The organism is Rhizobium sp. 268, from assembly GCF_036571585.1.
Classification (GTDB): domain Bacteria; phylum Pseudomonadota; class Alphaproteobacteria; order Rhizobiales; family Rhizobiaceae; genus Rhizobium; species Rhizobium redzepovicii.
Genome location: NZ_JAPPSO010000005.1, coordinates 47,663 through 65,923 on the forward strand (window position 1 = coordinate 47,663; position 18,261 = coordinate 65,923).

The 18,261-nt window shown below is 63.0% G+C and carries 19 protein-coding genes and 2 pseudogenes; 13 read left to right on the forward strand and 8 right to left on the reverse strand.

All coding sequences use genetic code 11. The annotated features are described in order from the left end of the window. Positions 1–64: 64 nt before the first annotated feature. A pseudogene (locus tag OS035_RS11170) lies at positions 65–1,376 on the reverse strand (CpaF family protein). A gap of 472 nt (positions 1,377–1,848) precedes the next feature. Between OS035_RS11170 and OS035_RS11175 the strand changes: the two are divergent. The 11 genes from OS035_RS11175 to OS035_RS11225 are packed head-to-tail and all read left to right on the forward strand — an operon-like array spanning position 1,849 to position 12,154. Then, complete coding sequence (locus OS035_RS11175) at positions 1,849–2,052, forward strand: hypothetical protein (protein WP_003563674.1); 204 nt, start codon at positions 1,849–1,851, stop codon at positions 2,050–2,052. Positions 2,053–2,065: 13 nt separating this feature from the next. After that, positions 2,066–2,629, forward strand: a complete 564-nt coding sequence (locus OS035_RS11180) for an A24 family peptidase (protein ID WP_097625736.1) — start codon at positions 2,066–2,068, stop codon at positions 2,627–2,629. A 5-nt stretch (positions 2,630–2,634) separates the two neighbouring features. Continuing rightward, entirely contained in the window at positions 2,635–3,432 is a 798-nt protein-coding gene (locus OS035_RS11185; protein ID WP_097625735.1) for a TadE/TadG family type IV pilus assembly protein, read from the forward strand. After that, positions 3,429–5,072: a TadE/TadG family type IV pilus assembly protein gene (locus tag OS035_RS11190; protein ID WP_131710773.1), complete on the forward strand. Its 1,644-nt coding sequence runs from the start codon at positions 3,429–3,431 to the stop codon at positions 5,070–5,072. The genes OS035_RS11185 and OS035_RS11190 overlap by 4 nt, the downstream gene beginning before the upstream one ends. Next, entirely contained in the window at positions 5,044–5,724 is a 681-nt protein-coding gene (locus OS035_RS11195; RefSeq protein WP_331813680.1) for a TadE/TadG family type IV pilus assembly protein, read from the forward strand. The genes OS035_RS11190 and OS035_RS11195 overlap by 29 nt, the downstream gene beginning before the upstream one ends. A gap of 1 nt (position 5,725) precedes the next feature. Then, positions 5,726–6,643 (forward strand): hypothetical protein, encoded by a 918-nt coding sequence (locus OS035_RS11200; RefSeq protein WP_183777802.1) that lies wholly within the window; start codon positions 5,726–5,728, stop codon positions 6,641–6,643. After that, positions 6,640–7,581, forward strand: coding sequence for a Flp pilus assembly protein CpaB (locus tag OS035_RS11205; RefSeq protein ID WP_183777803.1), 942 nt, complete (start codon positions 6,640–6,642; stop codon positions 7,579–7,581). The genes OS035_RS11200 and OS035_RS11205 overlap by 4 nt, the downstream gene beginning before the upstream one ends. Positions 7,582–7,601: 20 nt before the next feature. Beyond that, positions 7,602–9,500, forward strand: coding sequence for an ATPase, T2SS/T4P/T4SS family (locus tag OS035_RS11210; protein ID WP_097625730.1), 1,899 nt, complete (start codon positions 7,602–7,604; stop codon positions 9,498–9,500). A gap of 10 nt (positions 9,501–9,510) precedes the next feature. Beyond that, positions 9,511–10,374, forward strand: coding sequence for a type II secretion system F family protein (locus tag OS035_RS11215; protein WP_049735009.1), 864 nt, complete (start codon positions 9,511–9,513; stop codon positions 10,372–10,374). Beyond that, a complete protein-coding gene (locus OS035_RS11220; protein ID WP_183777804.1) occupies positions 10,374–11,276 on the forward strand; it encodes a type II secretion system F family protein in 903 nt (300 codons plus the stop codon). The genes OS035_RS11215 and OS035_RS11220 overlap by 1 nt, the downstream gene beginning before the upstream one ends. A gap of 2 nt (positions 11,277–11,278) precedes the next feature. Next, the gene (locus OS035_RS11225) at positions 11,279–12,154 is read left to right on the forward strand and encodes an FHA domain-containing protein (protein ID WP_183777805.1); all 876 of its coding nucleotides are present in this window, start codon (positions 11,279–11,281) and stop codon (positions 12,152–12,154) included. Positions 12,155–12,337: 183 nt separating this feature from the next. Here the strand turns inward: OS035_RS11225 and arsK are convergent, their stop codons facing one another. Genes arsK through OS035_RS11260 form a run of 7 tightly spaced genes read right to left on the reverse strand, consistent with a single transcriptional unit; the run spans position 12,338 to position 17,036 of the window. Continuing rightward, positions 12,338–13,543, reverse strand: a complete 1,206-nt coding sequence (gene arsK, locus OS035_RS11230; protein ID WP_183777806.1) for an arsenite efflux MFS transporter ArsK — start codon at positions 13,541–13,543, stop codon at positions 12,338–12,340. Then, positions 13,540–14,265, reverse strand: coding sequence for an arsenical resistance protein ArsH (gene arsH / locus OS035_RS11235; protein ID WP_331813785.1), 726 nt, complete (start codon positions 14,263–14,265; stop codon positions 13,540–13,542). The genes arsK and arsH overlap by 4 nt, the downstream gene beginning before the upstream one ends. Continuing rightward, on the reverse strand, positions 14,240–14,662 hold the full coding sequence (arsC, locus tag OS035_RS11240) for an arsenate reductase (glutaredoxin) (RefSeq protein ID WP_097625723.1): 423 nt from the start codon (positions 14,660–14,662) through the stop codon (positions 14,240–14,242). Before arsC ends, arsH begins: the two co-directional genes overlap by 26 nt. 4 nt (positions 14,663–14,666) lie before the next feature. Then, positions 14,667–15,707 carry an ACR3 family arsenite efflux transporter gene (gene arsB / locus OS035_RS11245; RefSeq protein ID WP_131710762.1) on the reverse strand — a complete coding sequence of 347 codons (1,041 nt, stop codon included), beginning with the start codon at positions 15,705–15,707 and terminating at the stop codon, positions 14,667–14,669. Between the two features lie 5 nt (positions 15,708–15,712). Next, a complete protein-coding gene (gene arsN2 / locus OS035_RS11250) occupies positions 15,713–16,156 on the reverse strand; it encodes an arsenic resistance N-acetyltransferase ArsN2 (protein WP_131710761.1) in 444 nt (147 codons plus the stop codon). After that, positions 16,153–16,683, reverse strand: a complete 531-nt coding sequence (locus OS035_RS11255) for an arsenate reductase ArsC (RefSeq protein WP_183777808.1) — start codon at positions 16,681–16,683, stop codon at positions 16,153–16,155. The genes arsN2 and OS035_RS11255 overlap by 4 nt, the downstream gene beginning before the upstream one ends. Then, complete coding sequence (locus OS035_RS11260) at positions 16,680–17,036, reverse strand: ArsR/SmtB family transcription factor (RefSeq protein WP_097625719.1); 357 nt, start codon at positions 17,034–17,036, stop codon at positions 16,680–16,682. Before OS035_RS11260 ends, OS035_RS11255 begins: the two co-directional genes overlap by 4 nt. A gap of 41 nt (positions 17,037–17,077) precedes the next feature. On the opposite strand from OS035_RS11260, the gene OS035_RS11265 reads away from it, so the two are divergent. Both OS035_RS11265 and OS035_RS11270 read left to right on the forward strand, forming a co-directional pair. Further along, on the forward strand, positions 17,078–17,599 hold the full coding sequence (locus OS035_RS11265) for a DUF6428 family protein (protein ID WP_331813681.1): 522 nt from the start codon (positions 17,078–17,080) through the stop codon (positions 17,597–17,599). Between the two features lie 238 nt (positions 17,600–17,837). Then, a pseudogene (locus tag OS035_RS11270) lies at positions 17,838–18,096 on the forward strand (FHA domain-containing protein); the annotation flags it as partial. Between the last annotated feature and the right edge of the window lie 165 nt (positions 18,097–18,261).

The window sequence follows — 18,261 nt, forward strand, 5'->3', positions numbered from 1 at the left end:
AGGCAAACACGCTTGCCTTCCCTTCCCTCGAAGGCACCAGATTCCGAACGTCTGCCAATAGGCTTCAAGCCGTTTCCCGCGCGGCAGGCGTCATCCATTCGGCGCGCTCTGCACCTTGCAGCTCTTCCACCGCATCGGCGGCAAAGCTCGGCACGACACCGGTCCACAGCAGTGCGCCATCGGGATTGGAATGTCCGTCGCCCTCGAGCTTGTAGATGCTCTCGACGATATACTGGCCGTCCTCGTTGAGGCCCTTGATCTCGGAAATCTCGATCACCCGGCGTCGTCCGGTGCGCTTGAAACGGGCGATTTGCACGACGACGTCGACGGCAGAGGCGATCTGGGCGCGCAGCGGTCGGAGCGGCATGTCGATATCCGACATCAGCGCCAGCGTTTCCAGCCGGTGCAGGGCGTCGTAGGGCGTGTTGGCATGCACCGTCGACAGGCTGCCGCTATGGCCCGAGGTCATCGCCTGGATCATATCGAGCGCCTCGCCGCCGCGGCACTCGCCGACGATGATGCGGTCGGGCCGCATGCGCAGCGACGAGCGGAACAGGTCGCGGATGCTAGCGCCGCCGCGACCGAAACGGTCGGGCTTCGTGACTTCGAGATAGACCACGTGTTCCTTGCGGATCTGCAGTTCCGAGGTGTCCTCGATGACGATGATGCGCTCGTGATCGGCAAAGGCTTCCGACAGCGCGTTCAGCATCGTCGTCTTGCCGGTGCCGGTGCCGCCGGAGATGATGACGTTCTTCTGCAGCCCGACGGCCGCCTGCAGCAGCGTCAGCGACTGCTCGGTCAGACTGCCCTGGGTGACGAGATCGCGAATGCTGCGATGTTCCTTCAAAAAGCGGCGGATGGAGATGCAGAGCCCGGTGCGGGCAGCCGGCGGCTGGATCATCTGCACGCGCGAACCATCCGGCAGGCGCGCCTCGACGCTCGGCTCCTCCGGCGTCAGCCGTTTGCCGGAGAATTGCGCGATGCTGCGCGCGGCCGATTCCAGATCCTCGCGGCTGGCGAACCGCGTGTCGGCGCGTTCGAGCTTGCCGCGCCGTTCGACGAAGATATCGGATGTCCCGTTGATCAGGATTTCGGAAACGCTCGGATCGTCGAGCAGGAAGCGGATCGGACCCAAGAGCTTGTCCAGCGCCCGGGTCAGGACCTGGAAGGTCGCCTGTTCGGCGGCGTCGTCGGAAACGGCCTTCATCAGAGCGGCATCCCCACCAGAACCGTGCTCATGCCGAACAATGTCGCCATCATTTGAACTGCGGTTGGAAAGAACATCATCAATGGAATGAGGACCAATGCAAGTATCAGGATGCTGCTCATCGTTTCCATGGTTCGTTTCTCCGGAACGACTGAAGGGCGAGGCCCATAATGTCGGTGAAGCTTAATCCAGATCGCCAAGCAACGCCATGGTCGCGTCCCGCGCGAGCGGCCGATAGGACGTGCGCCGTGTCGTCTATTCTATCGCCTTGAAAGAATTGACCAATTATGGGGCAGTCGGAGACAGTTGGCAAAGCCGCCGCCAAGTTGCTTCTTCGGGGTAAAACTATAACGTCTTCAGTCGGTTAGTTTAAAATTACCGCCGTCAACTCCGTTTCATCAAGAGACGCCTCCAAGACAATTGGAACCCTTCGTTCCGTTTGCTTGACGGAGGGCTGGCCTTGGGCGCACTCTTGGGTCTTAATGGTGTTGCTCAACAAGCGTTGGCCGCCGGGGAAGAAAAGCTGAAGCAGAACATATCATTGGAACGAGCAACGTGCTGGTTCGGATCGATGCCGTATGCTTGGTAATCTTCTCTCAGGTCTTCGATCCGAAACAAACCTAGGAACGAGGAATACGCAGATGTTTGGAAAACTCAAGACTCTCGCAATTGCACTTCACCAGGACGAGCGCGGCGACATGGCCCAGATCGTCCTCGCCGTCGCCCTGATCGTCATTCCGCTGATGCTGCTTCTGCTCGCATTCGGCAAACAGATCGGCGAATGGTTCAACGAAAAGAACACGGCGCTCTCGGATGCCGAGAGAATTCCCGAGCCGGGTCAATAAGCGGGCCGGGATCATGGATACGACCTATGATCTGACCCTGATGCCTGCGGCGGCGGCTCTTGCCGTCGCCTGCGCCACGACCGCGGCGGTGCTCGATCACCGCCAGGGTCACATCCCGAACGCCGTGACCTATCCCTGCCTGCTTGCCGGCTTCATGCTGGCGGCAGCCGGCGGAGGTCTCGCAGGGATCGGCCTTGCCTTTGCCGGCCTCATTGCGGCCGGCATGATCTTCATCATCGCCTTCGCAGCCGGCAGCTGCGGCGGCGGCGATGTCAAGCTGATGGCGGCGCTCGGCGCCATTCTCGGCCTCTGGCCCGCCATCGATGTGACGCTCGCAGCGCTGATGGTCGGCGGCGTGATCGCCCTGTTCTCAATGGCGCGGCGTGTTCAGTGGAGCGTGCTGGCTAGGAACGTCGGACTGTTCGCTTTGCTTCTGCCTGCCGGTTTCCGCGATGCCGCTTCGGTGCTGAAGCCGCGCGAGACACATCATACCGTCCGCTTCGGCGTTGCCGCCGCTCTCGGACTTTTCTGGTGCCTGTTCATGCCCGATTTCACCCCTCTTTCACTCGTGAGGTAACGGCAATGCGCGCGGAACTCGAACGCCCCCTCTTCGACGGTGCCTTCTGGAGTTCGATCCTGCACTCGCGGACCTTCTGGATCCCTGAGGATCACGGCGCGCTCTTCGGCACCTTTGCGATCGCGATGATCCTGCTTGCCTCGATGCTGCTGCTGCCGCGGCTTTCCGCCCGCCGGCGCCGCATATCGGAGCTGCACGGCGATATCTCCGGCAGCACGACGATGATGGATTTCGTGCTCGTCACGCCGGTCTTCGTCTTCTTCATGTTCGTGGTCTTTCAGTTCGCGATCCTGGCGAAAAACCACCTCTTCACCCATTATGCCGCCTATGCGGCAGCCCGCAGCGCCCGCGTTTATTTCTGCCCGGCCCTGCCGATCACCATCCGGAGCTTCATTGACGTCAAGACCTGCGATGACGATGCCGCGCCAGGGAAAGCCGATCTTGCCGCCCGCCTGGCGCTGATCCCGGCTGCCCCCTACGACCAGCTGAAATGCGTCGGCGCCTGCCAGCCGCCGGAAGAGGCGCTGAAAAGCCTTGCCGATGCCTCCGGTCTTTCGAAGAACTGGCGGGCGATGCGCAACCAGGCCCGCTACATGTTCGACCCGCAAAACGTCACCGTGACGGTCGATCGCGCGCCGATGGCGCTCTATGCCGCCATCAACCGTTCGCCGCATGTGCCGGTGACTGCCAAGGTCGAAGCGCGCTTCCTGCTGCTCGAATATGCCGGCTGGGTCTTTGCCCGCGGCCAGAGGAAAGACGGCCGCTACTACACGATCTCGAAGGCGGAGGTGAACCTGCTATGACACCGACCCTCATCAAGCGCCTGCACCGCGACGAACGCGGCTTCCTGTCGCCGATCATTCTCTACATGACGATCGCGCTCGCGTTGATGATCGTCTGGATCCTGAACACGGGACAGATGATCTACGACAAGCAGCGCACCCAGGACACGGCCGACGCCGCCGCGCTCGTCCATGCCGATTGGGAAGCCCGCTATCTCAACATCATGGCGATGAACAACGTCGCCTCCTCGCAGGCCACCGTCGTCATGGCGACCTCGGTTGCCTTTCAGCTGACCACGGCGGAACTGGCCCTGCGCTCGACCGCCATTCTGGCGAAACTGGCCGAATACTCCTTCACCGAAGGCTTCGGCCCGGCGTCCCTTCTGCCGCCGATGCCGCCGATGCCCTATTGCCCTGGTTGGCAGAAGGTCCCGATCGTCGGCGGCATCATTTACGGCGCTTGCCTGGCGTTTCAGGGGTTCCGGGCGACGGAAGCCACCATCGCCATCGCATATACGGTGAAAGCACAGATCGATTATGATCCCTGGGGCCTGATCAACAAGTCCAGCGACATCATCGACGGCATGAACGACCTCAACGACTACCTCGTCGAGAGCTTTCCGCAGCGCGTCGGCAACGAAGCCCTGCATCTGGTGCGCCTGAACAAGTCGGATCATGTCGTCTTCCATCCGCCGTGCGAATCCTGCAACGACGCCGGAGAAGGTGCCGGCGGCAACCTTCCGGTCGATCGCGACGGCGTCAATCCTGCCGCGGCCTATGCTGAAATGTGCCTTGCGATGAGCAGGGGTACGGAGGGGCAGGACCCGTTCCTGATGCGCGGCGAATTCGCCAATCGCGGCTTCCCCAACGGCAAGGGTCCGCTGACCGCAGGCGGCGTCGACGGCAGCCATATCCGCGACTTTGTCAACCACGAAAGCGGCATCGACAGCACGCTGGTGAATTTCTACATCTTTTACGAAGCCTTCGGCCCGGCCTATCTGAGCAAGGTGCCGTTCAAGGCGATCGTCGAACAATATGCCGGCGATCTCAGCTGGCTGGAAGAAGCAGCGCTCGATGTCAGCTTCTGGCTGGCGGATAAGGTCTTCGGTGTCGGCTTCGGCGTCACCAACCCCTTCCAGCTGCCGATCGACGTGCCGCCGCGCTATTCGGACTCACAGACAAAAGACGAGAACGATTTCACCCGCAAGTTCGACATGATCTGGAACCAGGTCTGCGGGCCGGCCGGTGGGGCGATCTCTGTGGCGGGTGCCGCCCTGCCGGTCATCTCCTTCCCCAAGCCTTACTGGCTGAAGGGCCGCATCCCCTTCAACTTCACGCCCTTCGGCGGCGAGCAGCTCGACGACTACCAGACGCTGGCGATCGTTTCGCGTGCCCCGCGAGCCCGGCTGCAGATCCGCATCTTCAAGGACAAGACGCCGTCCGCCTATGCGCTCGCGCAGAGCTGGGTTCATAATTACACGGCCTTCGATCTCTATACGCAGGACTGGCTTGCATCGCTGGCGCCCGCCACGCTCGCCGACAATACCGGCGAGGTTTCGAACACCATCAAGCAGAGCCCGGCCGCCGATAGTTTCACCGGCCTGACCCGCGTCTTCGACCAGGGAGGAGCCAATGCCTGGGCTGCCGTCAACACACATTGAGACGACCGGCGGCGCTCCGGCCGGTGGCCTGATGATACGGCTGCACCGCGACAGCCGCGGCCTGGCCTCGATCGAATTCGTGCTCGCCGCACCGGTCATCCTGCTGATCGTGATCTTCATGATCCATGCCAACAGGATCTCGACCAAGAAGGTGGGCACCATGCTGGCCATGCGCAACGCCGCCTTCGCCGAGGCGAACGGGCTGGACTGCACGTCGGATTTCTCGAATGTCTTCCCGCTCCCGGCCTTGCCGGCGCTGCCCGGGCGCGACGCCATGAGCTGCTCGCGCACGCCCTCGCACGAAGGCGGCGGCGAGCCGCAGCGCACCTTCGTCTGGGACGACGTCCAGAACACGCTGAAGAGCGACGGCCGCGACTTCGGCGATATGGTCGGCGACCTCGCCAATGAAAAACCGCAGCTCGTCACTGCGACGGCCGACCGCGTCTACAAATTCAGGGATTCCGACGATCTCGACACGATCAGGAGCCTCCGCTGGAAGGACGCCTTCACGGTGGATGACGCAACGCTCTTTGCCTCGCACAACAACGACACCACGCGCCGCGGCTACGACCCGACGCTGCGCCGGGAAATCCGCGATGTGGCCGACGATTCCGGCGATCTGTTCGACGGCGTCTTTCCGGGAGCGAAATAAGATGAGACAGGGCGCGCGCATCCCCGTTCATCTGTTGGCCACCGCTTTCGGTATCGGGCTTGTCGCCATGGTCGCGGTCACGCCGGGCCGCGCCGAGGTCTACAAGGATTTCCGGGCGACGCTGAATTCGACGTTGGCGGGCATTCTCGGCGCGCCGGAGCGGGCGCCGCGCGATCTGGTCATCAACGGCCAACCGCTCGAATTCACGCCCTACCAGAGCGATCGCAGCATTTCCGAGATCACCGACGAATGGCTGCGGGTGCTGGCCGTCAATACCCGCCCTGCCCTGCCGAAAAGCAACGACAGGGAAGAGCTGACGGCCGTCATCGCCGCCAATATGCTCATCGTCCCGAAAACCAGCCGCATCCGCGACGATCTCGCCGTGGTGGTCCGCTTCTTCGATGGCGACGGTGAGGCAGCGCTCGATTATCTCCGACGGCAGGACCCGGCCAATCCTTCGGCAAGGGCGCCGATCCCCGGCGTGTCGATTATGATCCGCCGCCCCACCGGTGCGCCGGTGACCGAGGTGCTGATGACCCGCTTCGAGGACGTGGCGTCGTCGCTGCCGGCCTTTGCAGCACCCGCCGATGCCGGCAAGCTGCCGCCGTCGCTGCGTCCGCCGGCCGGCGTCGAGGTGCTGAGCGATATCGGCGACCGCGACAAGGGCCATACGTCGCGCACGGTCGTCTCGAAAGGCTCGCTGTCTGCGGTGCGCTGGTCGGATGCGCGCGCCGAGCTTCTCACCCGTGACGGCTTCACCATCGAGGCGCCGCCGGCTCAGCGCGGCGGGGTCACTGCCCTCTACGGCCGGCGCGGCAGCGTCGAGGCCAATGTTCTCTACACCAGCAGCAAGAGCGACGGCCGGACCGTCGAGGTCATTCAAATCAGGCAACCCTTCGTCGAAGGAACAACACCATGAACTGGAAGCTCATCGCGGCCGTCATCGTCGGGCTCATCACCGGCGTTCTGCTCTACTTCTGGACCGAGAGCGTCAAGAATGAGCAGGTTGCCTATGCCTTCATGCGGCTCCAGCCGGACCGGAAAGTGACGCGGGGTCAGGCGATCACGCCTGACATGCTCGCCGAACCGGTCATGCTGCCGGAAAGTTTCGGGGCGCTTGCCAAGCTTGCCGTTCCTGCTGCCAGCGCTTACCAGGAATGGCTGAAGGACAGGACGGCCGCCGCCGACATTCCGGCCGGCTCGGTGCTGCTTTTCCAGTACTTCGACGATAATGACGGCGGACGCCTGACGACGATGATTGCGCCCGGCAAACGGGCGCTCACCCTTCCCGTCAACGCGGCCGCGGCCGTCGGCCATTTCGTCGAGCCGGGCAGCTATGTCGATATTCTCGGCACGGTCGATGAGCCGGTCGAACCTGTCGCACCGGCCGCCGCGACCCAACCGGGAACCCCCCCCGGCCAGGCTCCGGCCGTTCCCGGACAGGCGCCTGTTGCAACCGGGCAGCCGCAGGCTCCGGCCCAGCCGCACTCGCCGGTCGAGCAGATGCTGAAGAATTACCTCACCCAATATCCGGGCGCCGACGAGAATGATGTCAACGCCTACCGCAAGCAGGCGCAGGATTATAAGCTCGGCATCAGTTCGCGCACCCGCGTCGTCACCCGCACCTTCCTGCAGAATGTCAAAGTGCTGGCCGTCGGCGCCGCGACGACGGCGGAAGGCGCGGTCACCAAGGCCAACAGCACCTATAACAACGTCACCGTCGAAGTGACGCCGGCGGAAGCGGAGATGCTGATTTTTGCCATGGGCCAGTCGAACGGCAGCCTGAACCTCGTGCTGCGCAATCCGGCCGACAATACCGTCGAGGAACTGCCGAGCATCAACTGGACGCGTATGTGAGCGTTGCGGGGGAATAAGCCATGCTGTTGAAGATTTCCTATGAGGACGGCAGCGGCCGGGAGGTGATCCCGCTCTCGGCAAACGAGACCTATTTCGTCGGCGAAAGCAGCACGCTGACGCTGCCGGCTGGCGCCGGGGTTGTGCGGCTGCGCGGCAGCCACGTCTCCTCGCCGCAATTCGTGCTGCGCAAATCCGGCCAGGGCTGGTCGGTGCAGCATCATGGCCGCAATCCGACGCGGGTCGACGATCAGCCGCTGCGGGCCGGCACGCCGGTTGCGGTCTCGGCCGGCATGTCGATCTGGGTGCCGAACGTCACGATCGAACTGGTCGAACCGGCCGCGGCGGCCGAGGCGGTGACGCAGTTTCCGGACCAGGAGCGGGTGCTGGCGCTGCAGATGGAGATACATGAGCGACTGCTAAAAGACACGCAATATGACCGTCTGGTCAAATCCTCCGATTTCGGCCGCGAGGACACGCGCAACCGCATCCGCGAACGGCTCGACATGTTCATCAAGGAGGCCCTCGACGCCGCCCCGCAGGATCTGGTCATCCTGGTCATCAAGAACGCTGTCTACCGCTGGCTGGCAAAACGCATTGCCCGCACCGGGCGGCGCGATGCCTCGTCGACGGCCGCCAGCCTGTCGCGCGAGGAGCAGGACAACCGCCGCCTGTTCGATGTCGGCAAGGCGCTGATTTCGGCACTGCAGCTGAAGCTGAACTTCGAATCCACCCGCGCCGACTTCGCCCAGCTCGACACGCGCTTCAGCGCCGCCTTCCAGTCCCGCCAGGCGCTGTTCAATGCCGGCGACCGCTACGAGATCGCCCATATGCACCTGCGCTCCAACATCGAGGAGTTGATGTATCGCTGGGGCACGATCTCGGAGCTGATGGATCTCGACGTCATCTCGGAAATCATGGTGACCCGCTACGACGAAATCTATGTCGAAAAATTCGGCCTGCTGGAACGCTATCCCTTCGCCTTCGCCAATGAGCGGCAGCTGATGAAGGTGATCGAGCGCATCGCCGTCGATTCCAACCGCTCGATCAATGAGAGCGAGGCGATGGCCGACTTCCGTATGCCCGACGGTTCGCGCGTCAACGCCGTCATTCCGCCGCTGGCGGTCAAGGGCGCTTGCCTGACCATCCGCAAATTTGGCGGCAAATCTCGGCTCGACATCTCCAAGCTGGTGACGGCAGGCGCGCTCAGCGAGCCGATGCGCGCCTTCCTCGAGGCGGCGGTGCGGGCCCGCAAGAACATCGTCGTTTCCGGCGGCACCGGTTCCGGCAAGACGACGCTCTTGAACAGCCTGTCGCAGTTCATCCCGATCGGCGAGCGCGTCGTTGCGGTCGAGGATACGTCGGAACTGCAGCTCGACGGCATCCATGTCGTCTATCTGCAATCGCGGCCGAAAACGGCGGAGTCCGAAACCAGCGTCACCATCCGCGATCTGGTGCGCAACGCGCTGCGCATGCGCCCCGACCGCATCATCGTCGGCGAGTGCCGCGGCGCCGAGGCGATCGACATGCTGCAGGCGATGAACACCGGCCATGCCGGCTCGATGACGACGGCGCATGCCAATACGCCGCAGGACATGATGACCCGCCTGGAGGTGATGGTGCTGCAGGGCCAGAGTTCACTGCCTGTGATGGCGATCCGCCAGCAGATCGTCGCCGCCGTCGAACTCGTCGTGCAGCTGAACCGCCTGGAAAGCGGGCGGCGCGCGGTGACCGAAATATCCGAGGTGATCGGCATCGATCCGGATACCGGCCTCGTCATCGTCGAGCCGATCTTCCATCTCGTCGGCCGCGCCGGCGGCCAGGCGGTGCATGCCTTCACCGGCTACCTGCCGAGCTTCGTCGCCGAACTCGTCGAGTTCGGCGAAGACGGTGAAATCGAAAAACTCGATATGTTCGTCTGAGAGAAAAGCCATGGATATCAGCATTCTGCAGATTTTTACGGTCGCCCTCGGGGCGGTGACGGCGGGGCTGCTCGTCTGGGGCGCGCCGGTGCGCTGGCCCGCACCGCTTTTGCGCGCCACCGAACGCGATATCGCGCTCGCCAGCGAGGCGGCGCAGGTCTTTGGCCGCGATGCCGTGCCGCCCTATACGATGATTCTGGCCTACGGCATCACGGCAATCGTCGTCTTCCTGTTGATCTCGCTGATCTTCGGGCCGATCTTCGGCATCGTCATCGCCATTCCCGTCGCCTTCTTCCTGCCGAAGGCGGTCATCCGCTATTTCCTGCAGCGGCGCTGGCTGCAGATCGAATCGCAGCTTCCCTATGCCGTCGACCAGATCGTCTCGGCGGTGCGCACCGGCAAGCCGCTCGCCGTCGCCGTCAATGCGGTGGCCGACACCGGCCAGATGCCGGCCTCGCGCGAGTTCGAGCGCATCGCCCGCGAACAGAAGCTCGGCATCGGCCTGGTCGAGGCGCTCGACCGCCACGGCCGCACCGTGCCGAGCCTGCACTTCAAGATGGTCGATGCGGCCCTCGGCCTCTTTGCCCGCCAGGGCGGCGATATTTCCGAGCCGCTGACCGAGATGTCGAAATCCTTCAAGGAGATCTGGAAGCTCGATCAGAAGATCACCACCTCGTCGTCGCAGGCGCGCATGAACTTCCGCGTCGTCAACGGCGGCGCGCTGTTCATGATCCTGATGATCTTCTTCGGCCAGCCGGAGCTGATCGACAAGGTGTTCGGAAACGCCATCGGCATCGTCATCGCCATCGTCGGCGCCATTCTCTATGCCACCGGTTTCTTCTGGATGCGCTCGATGATGAAGGTGTCGGTCTGATGTCGGCGATCCCTCTTGGCCCCCTTGCCATCGTCTTTGCCGGCATCACCGCCGCCCTCTTCGTCTGGTGGATCGGCGATCTGCTCGGTAGCATCCAGGTGGTGCGCCGCTCCCGCGGCGGCGACGGCCCGCCGCCCAATATCGTCGACAGCGTCGGCATGCGCACGCCGGTCGAATTCGTGCTGCTGCATTTCGAGCCGTGGCTGGCCGACTACGGCGCCCAGCTGGAGCAGAAGCTGATCTATGGCGGCCGGCCCTTCGGCGGCGTCACCGGGCGGGAATATATCGCGCTGCTCGTCGTCATGAGCCTCTTCGGCTTCATCCTGCTCGGGGTGCTGTTCGGCATTGCCAGCGGCAGCATCATCGGCGGGCTGGTCGGCGGGCTGATCCTCGGGCTGATCCCCGCCATCTATTTCTGGGTAGTCGCCGACGACAAGATGCAGGACCGCAAGGAGCGCATTTCGCGCGAATTTCCCTATTTCCTCGATCTCGTCGTCATGACCCAGCAGGCGCAGGCGACCCTGCCGGAAAGCCTGAGGCTTTATGCCGAGGCTGCACCCGGCACGGTGATGAGCGAAGAGATCGACCAGACGCTGAAGGACGTGGCGCTCGGCACCGGCATGGTCGAGGCGCTGCAGCGCCTGGAGCGAAGGATGACCGCCGAGGAGGTCGTCCGCGTCATCCGCGCGGTGATCCAGGGCGAGGTCGAGGGCAGCAACCGTGTCGAGCTGCTGCGCGAACACGCGCGCGACCTTCGTTTCCGCCGCTGGGAAAAAGCCGACAGGGCCAGTGAAAAGCTGAAAGCCAAGATCGTCATGCCGGCGATGATGATCGTCGTGTCGATCCTGCTTCTGGTGCTGGCGCCGGCAATTGTCGAGATGATGTCGAGTGGGATGTTTTGATCATGGCCTTTTCCTTCTTCCGCGGAAACAAACCAAGCCTGCTGCAGACCGGCCCCGGCGGCCAGAGCCGCAGCCATGCGCTCGACCGGCCCGAAATGTCGATCGGCCGGGCTTCGAACGCCGATATCGTCGTCGACGATCCCTTCTTGGCGCCTATCCATGCGCGCATCGAAAAGCAGACCGACGGCGGCTTCATCATCCGCCGCATGGGGCTGAACCCGATCATGCTGCGCGGCGAGGCGCTGCTGCAGACGGCCTCGCTGAAATCCGGCGACAGCTTTCGTCTCGGCAAGGATGTCGAATTCCAGTTTCTGGAGAAGGCGCCCGCCAAGGAGGCGCCGAAGAAGGAGGCGGCCAAGACTGGTGACGACAAGCCGAAGAAGCCGCTCTTCAAGCAGCCGGCCTTCCTCGCCGGCATGGGTCTCGCCTATCTCGCCATTGTCGGCGTCATCGGCTACGTCATCCTGTCGGACAGCGGCAGCACCGAGGGTGGGCCGACGGCCGAGCGCATCAACGCCGAAGCCGCCCGCATCCCGACCTGCATCAAGAATGCGCGGCGCATGCGCCAGGTCTCCGAAGCAAGCTTCAACGGCGCCGTCGGCGGCCGCGTCGGCCGCGATGGCGACGCCACCTATGCCGCGCTTTCGCTGGCAGCCGAGCCATCGGACGACGCGGCACTGGCAAAGGCTGCCGAACCGATCATCGAGGCGTACAAACGCACCGCACTTGCCGCGCTCGCCTCGGAAAGCCGCGGCAACAAGACGCTGGCGCTGAGCCTGTACCAGCAGACCTACGATCTGGTTCCCGACATCAACTGCCCGGCGGCGCGCTTTGCGCTGCAGCGGCGGGCGGCCGTGAAACCGCCGGCGCGGCGATGAGCACGGTCCTGCCGGCTGCACTAAAGCGCGTCACGATCTTTCAGATACGCTTCCTATCGCACACTTTTACGCGACATGCTTTAACATGCACGCCACAGCGGTGGAGCGCGCCGACCTCGGTGCCCATGCTCGACCAAGTCCGATTGATTTGCCGATGAGGTCGTCCGAGCGGGACTGGAGATTTCATCCTGCGCTGACGGCAGTGCGGCCTGTCCGCTGCATGACCAGGATCAATCCGAACATGACGATCGCCAGGCAGCTTAGCGTTGCACAGATAGCCAGCGATGCCGGAATGCCGATCTGAGCCATTGCCAGCGCCAGGACGAACGGCGCAATCGCGGACAGGATCAAGCGGGCCGCCATCATCTGACCCTGCCGCTTGCCATAGCCGTCACTGCCGAACAAATGCAACGGCAGCGTACCGGTGACGATGCTCAGCAAGCCGTTACCCATGCCAAAGATCATCGCGAATATCATGGCGCCCGGCACGGACGGTGCCAGAAGCAGCAGGATTAGCATGCCGCCGGGTATTAGAAGAGCCGCGAACAAGGCCAGATGCAGCGCCGCAAGATTCTTGCCGAAGATCATGTTGATGAGACGGCTGGCGACCTGGGAGGGCCCGAACAGCGTCCCGACCAAGGCAGCCGTGGTGCCGAGGCCGAGGCCAGACAGCAGTGGCACCATATGAACCAGCACCGCCGAGCTGGAAAGCGACATCAGCGAGAACCCCGCTACCATCAACAGGAACCCCAGGCGACGACGCTCTGATGGCAGGATACCCTCGACGCGCGGCGGGGCAATTTTTGCTGTTTTCCGTTGCACTGCTGCGCCGTGAGAAAGCCACGCATGGATCGGCAGGCAGATGAACAGGTTGAGGGCGGCAAATATCACATACACATTCTGCCAGGACATCTGCGCCTGCAGCACTGCCGTGATCGGCCAGAACATTGTCGAGGCGAACCCCGCAATCAGCGTGAGGTAGGCGATGCTGCGCGATGCCACTTCCGGCCGGAGCTGCACGAGAAACGCGAACGCCGCGCCGTACTGCACCAGATTGGCTGCGACCTCGATCGCGATCAGGGCGGCGACAAAGGACGTTCTCCCCGGCGCGTAGGCGCAGGCGAGCAAGGCTGCGGCGGCGACGGCCGAGCCTATGGTCATCACCCGCCCGGCACCAATGCGATCAAAAAGGCCGCCAAGCCACGGCGCCGTCAGCCCGCCGATCAGCAGCGCGACCGAGAGGGCGCCGAAGATCCATTCGGTCGACCACGCGAAATGGGTCGCCATATCAGGCGCCAGAATACTGAAGCTGTAGTAGAGCGTGCCGTAGCCGATATTTTGCGTGATGCCGAGGGCAACGATGGCAGTGACTGGGATCCGCCCGCTCATATGGATTTCAGTCTCGTGCGCTGCTCCAGCTTTTCCGCTTCTTCCTTGCGCTCGCTGTAGCGATCCGTGAGATAGGCAGAGGCGTCCCGGGTCAGCAGGGTGAATTTCACCAGCTCCTCGCAGACGTCCACGACGCGATCGTAATATGACGAGGGCTTCATGCGGCCGTCCGTATCGAATTCCTGAAAGGCTTTCGCCACCGAGGACTGATTGGGGATGGTAATCATGCGCATCCAACGGCCGAGGACACGAAGCTGGTTGATCGCGTTGAACGACTGCGAGCCGCCCGACACCTGCATCACCGCCAGCGTCTTGCCCTGGGTCGGCCGCACCGATCCGACCGAAAGCGGGATCCAGTCGATCTGTGCCTTCATGATGCCCGTCATGGCGCCGTGCCGTTCCGGACTGACCCAGACCTGGCCTTCCGACCAGGCAGAGAGATCACGCAATTCCTGTACTTTGGGATGGTTGACCGGTTCCGCGTCTGGAAGTGGCAGGCCAGCGGGATCGAAAATCTTCACTTCCCACCCGAAATGCTTCAGTAGCCGGGCGGCTTCATGAGCCAGCAGGCGGCTATATGATACAGCCCGCAGCGAGCCGTAGAGGATCAGAATGCGCGGCTTGTGGCTAGAAAACGCCGGACGCAATGCGTCGAGATTCGGCTGGCGCAGATGATCGAGGGATGCGCCAGGCAAGTCAGACAATGCGCCTGCCCTCGGCATCGAGAACTTGCTCGCCATCTTCCTTGGTGAACGCCCCCTTGTGGGTGGCCGGCAGAATGTCGAGCACCAGTTCGGAAGGACGCGACAGCCGCGTGCCGATGGGTGTGATCACGAAAGGCCGGTTGATCAGGATCGGGTTTTCAAGCATGGCATCAAGCAGCTGATCGTCGGTCAGCTTCGGATCATCGAGGCCAAGTTCCGCATAAGGCGTGCCCTTCTCGCGGATCGCCTCACGCACGGTAAGGCCGGCATCCGCAATCATTCTGACGAGCTGGTCGCGGCTGGGCGGTGCCTTCACATACTCGATGACTGTGGGCTGAATGCCGGCATTGCGGATCATCTCAAGCGTGTTGCGCGACGTGCCGCAGTCGGGGTTGTGATAAATTGTGACGTCCATGATGTTAGACCCTTTTGATGGTGGTGGCGCTGGTCTGGACGGCGCCGCCGCGCTCATACCAGCCCTTGCTGCGGTTGACGATCCAGACGACCGACAGCATCACCGGCACTTCGATGAGGACGCCGACAACGGTGGCAACCGCCGCCCCGGAGTTGAAGCCGAACAGGCTGATGGCCGCAGCCACCGCCAGTTCGAAAAAGTTGGAGGCGCCGATCAGCGCCGAAGGCCCGGCGACACAGTGCTCCTCCCCGCTCATGCGGTTGAGCAGGTAGGCGAGGCCCGAATTGAAGTAGACCTGGATCAGAATCGGCACGGCCAGCAGCGCAATGACCGCCGGCTGTGCGATGATCTGTTCGCCCTGGAAGCCGAACAGCAGAACCAGGGTTGCGAGAAGTGCCAAAAGGGACACCGGCTGCAGCTTGGCGCCGAGGCGGTCGGCGTCGGTCAGACGGCGCAGGATCTGCGCGACGATCACCGGCAGGACGATGTAGAGCAGGACCGACAGGATCAGCGTGTCCCACGGCACCGTAATGGCGGATAGACCGAGCAACAGGCCAACGATCGGTGCGAAGGCAACGACCATGATGGTGTCGTTCAGCGCCACCTGAGAGAGCGTGAAGTGCGGCTCGCCTTTGGTCAGGTTCGACCACACGAAGACCATCGCGGTGCACGGCGCGGCCGCAAGAATGATCAGCCCGGCAATGTAGCTATCGATCTGGTCAGCCGGCAGGTAAGGCCGAAACAGATAGCCGACGAACAGCCAGCCGAGCAGCGCCATCGAGAACGGCTTGACGGCCCAGTTGATGAAGAGCGTGACGCCGATCCCGCGCCAATGGCGCCCGACCTGGCTCAGTGACGCAAAGTCGACTTTCAGCAGCATTGGAATGATCATCAGCCAGATCAGCACTGCGACCGGCAGATTGACCTTGGCGACTTCGGCTGCGCCGATCGCCTGGAAGACGCTGGGCAGGACATGACCGAGAGCGACGCCGACGACAATGCACAGGAAGACCCAGATCGTGAGGTAACGTTCAAAACTAGACATGGATTTTATCCTTGGACTATCTTGGCCAGCAGCGCCGCCGAAGCCGGGCACAGGCTTGCAGCCTGGCGGGTTTGCAGGATCGCCGCAGGAGCCGTCGCACGATCCACCTTGGCGAAACCGAAGCGCTCGAAAAACGAGGTTGCCGAATCCGTCAGCAAATAGACCGTGTTGGCACCGCCACGCGCAGCCTGGGTAAGCAACTGCCGGGTGATGGCTTCGCCATAACCGTGCCCGCGCTGCTGTGGCAGGACCACCAGCGAACGCAGGAGCGCGCAGCTGCCGTAGTCTTCCAGGCCCCCATAGCCGACGGTCGCGTTCCGATCCGTGAACCGGAAGAAGCTGCGGCCGTCTTCGTCGAGGTCATCGATTGGAAGTTTGGCAGCCTGCAGGGCCGTCCGCAGATCCTCATCTGCGCCGCTCACCGGTCTTCGATCCAGCTCCCAGCTCATGCGACGTCGCCCCGGCTACTGGTCGTGCCCTCCATCGTGCCGATGGCGCGCAGCTGTGTTTCAAGCGCCAGCTTGTCAATTGATGCGAGCGGAAGGCTCACGAATGCGACAATGCGGTTCTTGAGGAAACGCGCGGCTTGTGAGAAGGCCTGGCCTTTCTCGATCAGCGTACCTTCGACGGCCGCCGGATCCTCGATACCCCAGTGCGCCGTCATCGGGTGGCCGATCCACACGGGGCATGCCTCGCCCGCGGCGTTGTCGCAGACGGTGAAGATGAAATCCATCTGCGGCGCGCCGGCTTCGGCAAACTCGTCCCAGCTCTTCGAACTGAACCCGGTGCTTTCGTAGCCAAGGGCGCGCAGCGTATCCAGCGCCAACGGGTGGACTTCACCTTTGGGCCGGCTTCCCGCCGAGTAGGCGTTGAAGCGACCCTTGCCTTCGCGGTTGAGGATGGATTCGGCCAGGATCGAGCGGGCGGAATTGCCCGTGCAGAGGAAAAGGACGTTATAAACGCGATCGGCGGTCATAGCAGGTTTTCTTTCGGAGCTGGGGCGCAGCAAGCGGCGACTTCGGCGACCGGCGCGCAGATCTCGGGATGGCCGCCGCAGCAGTCTTCCATCAAGAAGCGGATGAGCGCGCCGAGGCCTTCGTAGTTGGCGGTGTAGATGATCGAGCGGGATTCCCGCTGTTGGTTGATAAGTCCTGCTCGCTCCAGTTCCTTCAGATGGAACGAGACGTTGGAGGCGGAAACCTCCGCCTTCTCAGCGATAGCGCCGGCAGGCATCCCATTCGGCCCGGCGACGACAAGCATGCGGACGATGTGCAGCCGGGTTTCCTGCGACAGTGCCGCAAATGACATGAGGGCTTGACGTTCTTCCATATTTCTACAATCCTTGAAATATTGAAACAGGAGTAGCCGAAATGAATGCGATCGACAAGCCCCTTCTCGAGACCGACATCAGCCTGGGTCACCTGCTAGAGACGATCGACGGCGTCCGTGAACTGCCGCTGATCTTCTCCTATAACGGCCGACCGGTGAAATCCGGTTACCATGTCACTGAGGTCAAGGCCGGGCAGTTCGCCGCGCTTGACTGCGGTGCCAACCCCGAAGCCTGGTCGGAAATCTTCGTGCAGCTTTGGGATCTCGACGAGGAAAATCGTAGGCAGATGGCGGCCGGCAAGTTTGCGGCGATCATTCGCAAGGTGTCGGAGCACGTACTGCTCGATGGTTCTGCCAAGCTGACCTTCGAAGTCAGCGACGGCATCCGGCCGATGCAGCTTTATTGTGCCTCGATGCCGACCGTGCAGGGCGGTGCTCTGCATGTCGAGCTGACGCCGCGTCCGGCAAGCTGCAAACCCCGCGACCGATGGCTGAAAGAAGAAAACCGCAAGTCATCTGCCTGCTGTGGCCCGTCAACGGCACAAAGCGCCTGCTGCGGCTAAGCCGCCGTTGTCGGAAGATCCGGCGACTAAGCCGGCAAGTTCACGGGGAGAAAAGCAGTCGCTACGGAGGGCCGCTCGCCGGCACCGGGGCGCGGTGCGTTGCAGGGCTGTTGTATGGCTGGCCGAGAGGCCTCGTTTCCCCGCCACGCATTGCGGCAGTCGCACAGGTTTGGTTTGCCAGCGCTTAGGGCTTGGTGCATGCCGGGAAGCTGGCGAGTGGCATTGTCTCTATCAAGCGGTTGCGCTCGATGGCGATGCAGCCTATGCGGCGGCCGAGCCGTCGGACGACGCCGCGCTGGCAAAGGCCCTCGAATCGATCGTCGAGGCGTACAAACGCACCGCACTTGCAGCACTCGCCTCGGAAAACCGCGGCAACAAACGCTGGCGCAGACGCTTTACCAGCAGACCTATGATCTGGTTCTCGACATCAACTGCCCGGCGGCGCGCTTTGCGCTGCAGCGGCGGGCGGCTCTGTGAAGCCGCCTGCCAAGCGTTGACAGCCGGTCCCGTGTCGCTGCTAGGAACCTCGCGCGCCGCTGACCACTGTCGGCCTAAGCAGATGTTGCCACCAAATCCCAAGCGGTAGAGCTTGACCTCGGCGCAAGTGAAAAACGCGGCATGCTCGCACACCGTTTGGAGTCAGTGTATGATCTCCGCCGAAG